The organism is Pseudotamlana agarivorans (assembly GCF_001642835.1).
GTDB classification, from domain to species: domain Bacteria; phylum Bacteroidota; class Bacteroidia; order Flavobacteriales; family Flavobacteriaceae; genus Pseudotamlana; species Pseudotamlana agarivorans.
Genome location: NZ_LXEI01000019.1, coordinates 45,202 through 51,536 on the forward strand (window position 1 = coordinate 45,202; position 6,335 = coordinate 51,536).

At 28.0% G+C, this 6,335-nt stretch carries 9 protein-coding genes; 1 reads left to right on the forward strand and 8 read right to left on the reverse strand.

The genetic code is table 11. The annotated features are described in order from the left end of the window. From A6I66_RS14695 to A6I66_RS14715, 5 genes are all read right to left on the reverse strand, one after another. The gene (locus tag A6I66_RS14695; protein WP_157614228.1) at window positions 1-534 is read right to left on the reverse strand and encodes a hypothetical protein; all 534 of its coding nucleotides are present in this window, start codon (window positions 532-534) and stop codon (window positions 1-3) included. A gap of 31 nt (window positions 535-565) precedes the next feature. Further along, window positions 566-1,144, reverse strand: a complete 579-nt coding sequence (locus A6I66_RS14700) for a hypothetical protein (RefSeq protein WP_067151056.1) — start codon at window positions 1,142-1,144, stop codon at window positions 566-568. A 75-nt stretch (window positions 1,145-1,219) separates the two neighbouring features. Then, window positions 1,220-2,137, reverse strand: coding sequence for a hypothetical protein (locus A6I66_RS14705; RefSeq protein ID WP_067151059.1), 918 nt, complete (start codon window positions 2,135-2,137; stop codon window positions 1,220-1,222). A 24-nt stretch (window positions 2,138-2,161) separates the two neighbouring features. Continuing rightward, complete coding sequence (locus A6I66_RS14710; RefSeq protein WP_067151061.1) at window positions 2,162-3,439, reverse strand: Clp protease ClpP; 1,278 nt, start codon at window positions 3,437-3,439, stop codon at window positions 2,162-2,164. A gap of 130 nt (window positions 3,440-3,569) precedes the next feature. Continuing rightward, entirely contained in the window at window positions 3,570-4,043 is a 474-nt protein-coding gene (locus A6I66_RS14715) for a hypothetical protein (protein ID WP_067151064.1), read from the reverse strand. Window positions 4,044-4,110: 67 nt separating this feature from the next. On the opposite strand from A6I66_RS14715, the gene A6I66_RS14720 reads away from it, so the two are divergent. Then, complete coding sequence (locus A6I66_RS14720; RefSeq protein ID WP_067151068.1) at window positions 4,111-4,596, forward strand: hypothetical protein; 486 nt, start codon at window positions 4,111-4,113, stop codon at window positions 4,594-4,596. Here A6I66_RS14720 and A6I66_RS16680 read toward each other — a convergent pair. From A6I66_RS16680 to A6I66_RS14735, 3 genes are all read right to left on the reverse strand, one after another. Further along, a complete protein-coding gene (locus A6I66_RS16680; RefSeq protein ID WP_157614230.1) occupies window positions 4,586-4,747 on the reverse strand; it encodes a hypothetical protein in 162 nt (53 codons plus the stop codon). The genes A6I66_RS14720 and A6I66_RS16680 overlap by 11 nt on opposite strands. Window positions 4,748-4,831: 84 nt before the next feature. Further along, window positions 4,832-5,143 (reverse strand): hypothetical protein, encoded by a 312-nt coding sequence (locus A6I66_RS14725; RefSeq protein ID WP_067151071.1) that lies wholly within the window; start codon window positions 5,141-5,143, stop codon window positions 4,832-4,834. 230 nt (window positions 5,144-5,373) lie between these two features. Continuing rightward, a complete protein-coding gene (locus tag A6I66_RS14735; RefSeq protein ID WP_067151077.1) occupies window positions 5,374-5,856 on the reverse strand; it encodes a sigma-70 family RNA polymerase sigma factor in 483 nt (160 codons plus the stop codon). Between the last annotated feature and the right edge of the window lie 479 nt (window positions 5,857-6,335).

Genomic DNA, 6,335 nt, shown 5'->3' on the forward strand with positions numbered 1-6,335 from the left:
TTACTTTTTAGTAGAACCTCTTTTTTTATAGGTTCTTTTTGGTGAAGCTTTTTTAGCTTCACTTATTTTTTTGTCCTTACAAGTTGAACAAGGTTTTTTTGAAGTTTCTTTAACATCTTCTTCAGTTTCTTCAGCATTATCTTCACCAATTAATTCTTTCCAATTTTCAGGGTATTTTGAAAATAAATCTATTCGTTCATTTTTAATTTGTAAAAATCTGATTGCTAATTCATCAGTCATTTTATCATTTGAAATTGTTTCTGAACCACCTTTTTGAAGTTTATAAATCACAAAGGGTTTTCTTAATTGAAAATTTGTCATTTTATATAATTTACGTAGCTGATTAATCATAAATTGAATTTCATTAGGACAAGACAAACAAACATTAGTGTGAAATTTTTCTTTATAATCCTTTACCAATAAATTAATATTTGATTTTAAAAATTTTGAATCGTTTGAACTAAGTATTTCTTGTATTGTCATTTTGATATAAGAATCAAATAAAGGCTGAATTGGTGTTACCCTATCAGCCAATTATTATTATTGTTTATGTTAATCTTATTTATTATGCTTCAGCAAATAAAGCATCATAACTAGCTTTACTAGTTGCATAATCACTTTCTAAGAAAGTCATATATGGGTATTGTTCAACAGCACCTTCTTCAGTACTTAATGTGAAGACTAAACCAGCACTATTTTCATTTGTGTTATGTGTCATTTCTGATAATCTTAGACCGTTTTCATATCCGTAAATCTTGAATTCATCTAAACCATCAAGACCAGCATATTTGGTTCTTACAACCATCACAAATAAGCCATCTTTGATTTCTTTTGCACGTTCCGCATTTTCGGTTGAATTGGTTGATAATCTTGAAGCAAATGAAGCCGTAAAGCCATCAATATCTTCACTATTTGGAGCGTAAACCGCACCAGCACTACCTAATTCTTTGAACCATTCTAATTTATAACCAGTTTTACCACTAGCAAGTGTTAAAGCTGATACAGTTGCACCACTAGCAGTTGTATTTGAAAAATCAATATCATCATAGTTGATAATTACGGCACTACTACCTTTTAGACCTTTTTTAGGTGCATCATCACAACTTTGAAGTATATCATCAGTTAATTTATTATTACAAGCCATTTTTTAATTTATATTTTCTTTTATATGGGGGTGAATTGCTTCACCCCATATATTTATTATTTTGAAGTTGTGTTATTACACAGTTAATGTGAATTCAACAATTTCATCAGCATTAGAGATTTGAACACCAGCTTTACCTTTAGTTCTTAACATTACTTTGTCTAATGTTTTATCATAAAATGCTTCAATTGTTTCAGTTTCAGAAATTACATCTGAACCTACTATGAAGTTTGAACCTACTGATGCAAACATTCTTGAAGTACCGTCTAAACCATAAACTCTGATTAGTTTACCGTGTCCACCACCGATTTCATATACACCATTATCGTGTTCTGGTTTGTAGTGATATAAATTATCAGATTTTTCTTTTGAGATGTACATATCAAATACATCATCACCAACTAAGGTTACATAGTCTTTACTTCTTTTTACTTTTGCTGGTGCTGCAATTCTCATATCTTCAACAAGACCTTTTACATTGTCTTTTGTGATTGCAGTCGCACCTGAAGTATTACCATCTATTACATTTGAATCAGCATCAATTAATTTGATGAAACCATCAAATAATTGGTAAGTACTACCACTAGCAGTATTACCTTGCCAATAAGTCATTTCTAAAGTTTCAGCAATTGAAGCTACTTTAGTGTTAACAATTTCTTCTTCAAATGGTAAATCATCACCATTGTTAGAACCCGGTGCTAATACCGTATTAGGTAATTTTGTTTGTAAATCATCTGAACAAAATGATTCAAATACCGTGAAAGGCTTCACAGTTAATACAACCTCATTGATAACCGCATCACCTGAAGGTGTTGCACAGTTACCTGATTGTAATGTAGCTGCACCACTTACGTGTGGTACAGATGTTGAACCTTTTACATTCGCCATATATAATGCGAATTTCCCAGTGTCACCACCAGTGAATAAGGTCTTTGTTAATGCTTTATTTTCTCTTGAAATAAAGTCTGAAAAGTTTGATACATCGTATGCCATTTTAAATTAATATTTAACTCTCTTTTAGCCTCTTAAGTAATTTGAAGCTTTATTATTATTTGTATTGTTTATTTGTAATTGAGCATTAACAGTAGCTTCTTCACTACCAATAAGTTTTTTTAATGCTTTGATTTCTTCTACTTGATTATCATTAGCAGCTTTTAATTCCGCTAACATTTTTAAGATTTCAGAATTTTCAACTTCTTCAGTTGGTTCTTCAGTTGGTTCTTCAGTTGGTTCAGTTGATTCAGCTTCTTTGATAAATCTGATTACACCATCACTATCAACTAATATTTTTCTACCATCAGCTAATTCATATTCACCAGCAGTTACAGCTTTTGGTGCTTCACCTTCTTTTGATGGCTTATATTCAACCACATCACCGATTTCAAAAGTTTCATTTACAACTGATACTTCCCATTTGCTGATTTCACTTATTTCAGCAGCAACCGCTTCAGCTTCAACTTCTTCTTCGGTTTCTTCTTCAACTTCTTCTTCAGTTTCTTCAGCTTCTTTGATTTCCACTAATTCACCAGCTTCAAAAATCCAAGTTGAACCATCGGTTTGAACTCTTTCACCTTCAATTGGTTTACCATCTTCATCAATCGCTTTATCACCCACAATTGGTTGTGCATCTTCAGCGATTTCAGGAAAATTGATTATATCACCATTAGCATCAGCGATTTCAAGATTTACAATTGAATCATCTGAATCATCTGTGAAAAATTCATTCAATGCTTTTATGAATTGTTTTGTTTTACTCATTTTTTTAAATTCTTTATTGTCATTATTCAACATTGCAACCGCCTTTAGTTCAGCAACAACACCATTTGAAAATCCTAATGAAACCGCTTCTTCAGCGTTCATATATGTTTCATTTTTTAATAAATTTTGGATTGTTTCGGTGTCTATTGAAGTATGTGAACTATAAAAATCTGATAAGTGTTTTTCGATTTCTCTAAGCTCTTTTGCAGCCTTTTCAAGTGTAGATGCTTCACCTTGTACTGTATTCCACGGCAAATGAATCATTATGTCACCATTTTCTTCAATTAACCTTGTATCACCAGCCATATAAATGTAACTAGCGATGGAATAAGCTTTTTTTGCTACCGTAGTAACTGGTATTTCAAGATTCTTTAAATATTGATATATATCTTTTCCAACAGTTACATAACCACCAATGGAATCAATTTTAACTTCACATTCCGTTGGATTATCAAAACTTTTGTACTGTCTGATTACATCGATTAGATTAGTATCTTCACCTATTACACCACTTATGTATATAATTGCTTTGTTCATATACTGTTATATGAACCAAATGGTGGGTATTTTTCCGTTTTACAACGTCCGAATGTTGTATAAACAAAAAAACCACCCTTGTGAGGTGGTTAAAAAAAATTAATTATGTCACTAATTAATCAGATAAATGTTAGTTGATAGCTTGTTGTGGGTCTATGTAAAATACTGGCTTAAACTCATACGTATTATTACCATTTGAAGCTGTATGTTTTGGACAATTTTCAAATTTTATTGCATCCATTTTGGTATGATTTAAATCAAATAATAAATCTTTATCTGTATATCTGACCAAATAAAATGCTCTTATATCCTTATTGATGTTCTTTTCCTTATTCTTGCATTTTGAAACAATATCAATTAAACTTTTATACTTATCAAGTTGAATTAAACACCCACCAGCATAATAATCTGAAGTAACATTTCTTGTCTTGACTTCACATATACCATTTATTTTAAATGGGGTGTTTGTGTTACCACTTATGAATGTAAAATCAAATTTTGAAAAACCTTCATTATATATTTTTTCAATTTCAATTTCTTTATTGGTTTGGCAAAAACCAGTTATTGTTTCTGTTTCTTTGTTTATATAATCATTAAAATTCATTTGTAAAATTGGTTAATACTATCTTTATATATTTATAAATAGTATCGAATAATAAAAAGTTCAAAAAATGAAGAAAAAAAATGAAATAAAATATCAAGAATGGTCTGAACATCTAACAAGTACTAAAGAAAAATCAGATTATTCTTTAAAAAGAATGGATTTACTTATAATAACTATAAGTGGTGGTGGTCTTTACGTTTTATTTGAAACTTTAAGAGAATTTAAAACGGGGAATATTTTAATAGAAAATACTAATCTATTGTTTTGTACTGGACTTTTTTTACTCCTAACTATTCTTTTAAATTTTGGCTCACAACTAAGTGGATATTATGCAAACAATTATGAAGAAAAATATATTATCATTGAACTTAAATTACTAGAGGGTGAAAATTTGAATAAAAAAGATAAAACTGAATTGAAAAATGAACAAAATGGATATGACAAATCCCAAAATTGTTATAATAACATTACTCATATATTAAACAATGCATCAATTCTAACAATGATGATAGGATTAGGACTACTAAGTTATTTTAGTTATTCTATTTTTTAGGTCTAGTACCTGTTTTTAAACCTTTAGTATTTTCAGCACCCCTTCTTTCAGTATAACCTAAATTAATTGGTTTTTCTTGATTAGAATTTGAACTATTGTTTGAACCACTATTATTTGATGAATTATTACCGTTCTTATTTTTATCACACATATTTCTAATTTTGTATAAAAATACTAGTTTTTTAAACCATCATAAGTCAATTTACCTTTATTCTTATCAACACATTGTTAACTCTCAAATTTCTTCAATAAATGTTTTTTCAAGGTATTTTTTAATTTGAATAACATTACTGGTATCAAATGTTTTATCAAAAATGACTAGCATTTCAATTGAAATAATAGCACATTCATAAAAAGTTCTGTTATCCTTATATTCTTCAATTTCTATATTTACAATCACATCATCCAAATCATCATAATAACTTAATAAATCACCCTTTATTTGGTTTTCAATATTGGTTGATGTTACACCATTCTTAAATAATTTAATACCTTTTAAAACGCCTGAAATGGCTATCATTCTATTCTGTAATTCTGTTATTTTCATCTTGCATTTTTATTAAGTCTTGTTATTATTCGTTGAATCGAATTAGGGTGCATATTGTTTTCTTTTGATAAAATATTATAACGTTCACCCTTAGTTCCTGATAGGGAATAAAATCTGTCATAAATTGCAATATGTTGTATAATGGTTGAATCAACAATCACTTTATTACGAATCAATTTTATTATTGTTGTTAAATTATTTTTGTCATTTACTAATTGATATAATGTCATTTATTTTTTAAGAATTTTATAAATCGTTTTTTCATTTTGAATCAAATGAAATGGTTGATATACCTTTATTATATTTTTTACAGAAACACCATCTTCATAATATTTTTTTTGAATAAATTTTTCAATTTGTGTTAACTGTTTGGAATGCTGATTTAAATAATCTTTAGTCTCAATTTCATTTGCTAAATCAGTTGAAGATTCTAACAAATCAATCTTACGTGTTTCTTCACCATCACTATCAACTATATGTTCATCAAGTGATTCTTTATTTAGTTGATTTTTGATTACAAAATGTTTGCAATGAAAATAAAGATGCTGAAAAGCAAATGTTTGAAAAGTACCTTTTGAAGGATTAAATTTATTTTTGATTTCAAATAATTTGATATAACATTCGTTGAATAAATCATTTCTAAATTGTTTATCAAAACGGTTGATGATTAGGTGTATAAGTGGTTGATAATCATTTATATTTATTTCGTTCACTATTCATATATTTTCTTTGTGGTGATGTTTACATCACCTTATTTATAATAAATAGTATGGAATATTGAAAAGTTCAATATTTATTAAAAAAAAATTGAAAATAATTTCAATTGAAGATTTTTGAAGTTAGAATTTGAAGTGTTTTTAGTGATACCGTATTAGATACGGGTAAGTACCTTACTAAATACGGGTAAGTACCGTATTAGATACGGGTAAGTACCTTACTAGATAAGGTTTATAACTAACAAGAAGCTAACAAAAAGAAAACAAGAAGCTAACAATACGTTAGTATTAATATATACTACGTAGTATAGGGATTTTTTAAATAATTTCAATTGAAGATTTTTAAAAATATAGATGTTAACCAGGTTAACTTTTATAAAACCTTTCTTCTATTAATATATATTACATATAGTATATAATAATAAATATAATAAGTAATAATAAATATAATATATAACTGCGTTAGTATTAATGTA

Coding starts and splice junctions, on each gene's coding strand:
- A6I66_RS14700 (WP_067151056.1), bottom strand. CDS start 1,144: ATGGCTTGTAATAATAAATTAACTGATGATATACTTCAAAGTTGTGAT.
- A6I66_RS14705 (WP_067151059.1), bottom strand. CDS start 2,137: ATGGCATACGATGTATCAAACTTTTCAGACTTTATTTCAAGAGAAAAT.
- A6I66_RS14710 (WP_067151061.1), bottom strand. CDS start 3,439: ATGAACAAAGCAATTATATACATAAGTGGTGTAATAGGTGAAGATACT.
- A6I66_RS14715 (WP_067151064.1), bottom strand. CDS start 4,043: ATGAATTTTAATGATTATATAAACAAAGAAACAGAAACAATAACTGGT.
- A6I66_RS14720 (WP_067151068.1), top strand. CDS start 4,111: ATGAAGAAAAAAAATGAAATAAAATATCAAGAATGGTCTGAACATCTA.
- A6I66_RS16680 (WP_157614230.1), bottom strand. CDS start 4,747: ATGTGTGATAAAAATAAGAACGGTAATAATTCATCAAATAATAGTGGT.
- A6I66_RS14725 (WP_067151071.1), bottom strand. CDS start 5,143: ATGAAAATAACAGAATTACAGAATAGAATGATAGCCATTTCAGGCGTT.